At 44.1% G+C, this 1646-nt stretch carries 2 protein-coding genes and 1 pseudogene; all 3 read left to right on the forward strand.

The features are described 5' to 3' along the window. Nucleotides 1–548 (forward strand): annotated as a pseudogene (locus R8O70_RS24915) (MSHA biogenesis protein MshI); the annotation flags it as partial. After that, nucleotides 545–1195: a type II secretion system protein GspM gene (gspM, locus tag R8O70_RS24920; RefSeq protein WP_020841336.1), complete on the forward strand. Its 651-nt coding sequence runs from the start codon at nucleotides 545–547 to the stop codon at nucleotides 1193–1195. The pseudogene R8O70_RS24915 and the gene gspM, both read left to right, overlap by 4 nt. Further along, a complete protein-coding gene (locus tag R8O70_RS24925; RefSeq protein WP_025631916.1) occupies nucleotides 1188–1517 on the forward strand; it encodes an MSHA biogenesis protein MshK in 330 nt (109 codons plus the stop codon). The genes gspM and R8O70_RS24925 overlap by 8 nt, the downstream gene beginning before the upstream one ends. Nucleotides 1518–1646 lie beyond the last annotated feature (129 nt).

Consider the following 1646-nt stretch of genomic DNA (forward strand, 5'->3'; position numbering starts at 1 on the left):
AAGATCTCCTTACGCTAAAAAATGTGGCGATTTCTTGGGGCGCGGCTGCGGCTGTGATTCTGTTGTCTTACGGCTACGTGTCTTGGCAAAGTGAAGGTTTGGAAGATGAAATCGCGATTGTGAAAGGCAAGGGCGATATTCTTAAATCTGACTTAGATTACTACGAAGTGAAGCTGCGAAAGCATCAGCCTGATCCAAATAAGTTAGCGGCCAAAGCGCGTCTAGAGCGTGAAGTCAAAGCTAAGCGAGATTCCTTGAAAGCGGTGGGCAAGTACGATGATTCGCAACGCACGGGTTACTCAGGTGTGATGCAGTCATTAGCAAAATTGGGCAACCAAGAAATCTCTTTATCCGAAATTCGCATCAACAACAACACCTTGGATTTAAAAGGCTTAGCGAAAGCTCCGAGTTCAGTGCCGAGTTGGGTAAGCCAGTTCAAGAATGAGATCAGTCTTGTTGGGCGAACATTTGACGACGTGAAAATCGGTCGCAATGAGAAAGACATAGTGACGTTTGAGTTGAAAACGCGCGAGGATAAAGAGAAATGAACGAATTCTGGAGCTCATTAGAAGAGCGCTTTGGAGACATGAGCGCGCGCGAGAAAATGCTGGTGGCACTGTGCGGCCTCGTGACTGTAGTTATGTTGCTGTTTACGTTGGTGCTAGAACCTAAGCTCAATCAGATCTCAAACAATGAAAGACAGCTGAGTAACTTAAAGCAGTCAAACCAAAAAACAGAAATTGATATTTTACGTGTTAAGGCTCAATTGAAGAAAGATCCAAACGCAGATATTGATTTGGAAATTTCCAACCTGTTGACGGAAAGTCAGCATCTTTCGATGCAGTTGTCGCAAATTATTGAACACTTGGTAACGCCTTCACAAATGGCGGGCGTATTAGAGAGCGTATTAGAGCAGCAAAGTGGCATTCACTTGGTGTCATTGCAGACTCTGCCATCTGAGCCGATCACAGAAGATAAAGAAGCATCACAATACTCTGGCTACTACGTACACCCAGTACGCATGGAGCTAACTGGTGACTACTTTTCTATCGCCAACTACTTAAACAAGTTAGAGAGCTTACCTGCCAGCTATTTTTGGCGTAGCTTCAGTTACAAAGTAGAAGAATATCCAAAAGCGAAGTTAGTGCTTGAAGTGTACACATTAGGTTCTCGAGAGGAGTTTATCGGTGGTTAAAAAACTCATTACCTCAATCGCGGCTATCGCCTTGTCTGGTTCAGTCTTGGCAAATCAGGATCCAACTGCACCACTTGGTTGGCAAAAACCAGCAGAGGTGTCTGCCAAGCCCAAAGCGAAACAATACCGCTTGCCGACACTGAACAGCATTGTCTGTAAGCCAAATACCGAATGTGTCGCAATCATGAATAACCGACTTGTCGAACAGGGTGAACTGTTTAACGGTTATCGAGTAGCAAGCATCAATAGTGAATTTGTAACTTTAAAGCGTGGTAGCCGTCAGTGGAACCTTGAGCTTTTTGGTTTAAACGTAAAAAAATAATAACCAGAGCCTGATCAGATATGCGCAAATTAGTTGTAGGAATAACGATTGCTTCTTTAATGGGATGTTCGATGGGTCACCGCGATCCGGTTGAAGTGAAGCAAGCTCTCAATGAATCTATCAATCAAG

Source organism: Vibrio sp. 779(2023) (assembly GCF_033344285.1).
GTDB lineage: Bacteria > Pseudomonadota > Gammaproteobacteria > Enterobacterales > Vibrionaceae > Vibrio > Vibrio alginolyticus.

What these genes read in the sequence shown, in the direction of transcription:
- gspM (WP_020841336.1), top strand. Translation starts at nt 545, where the DNA reads ATGAACGAATTCTGGAGCTCATTAGAAGAGCGCTTTGGAGACATGAGC.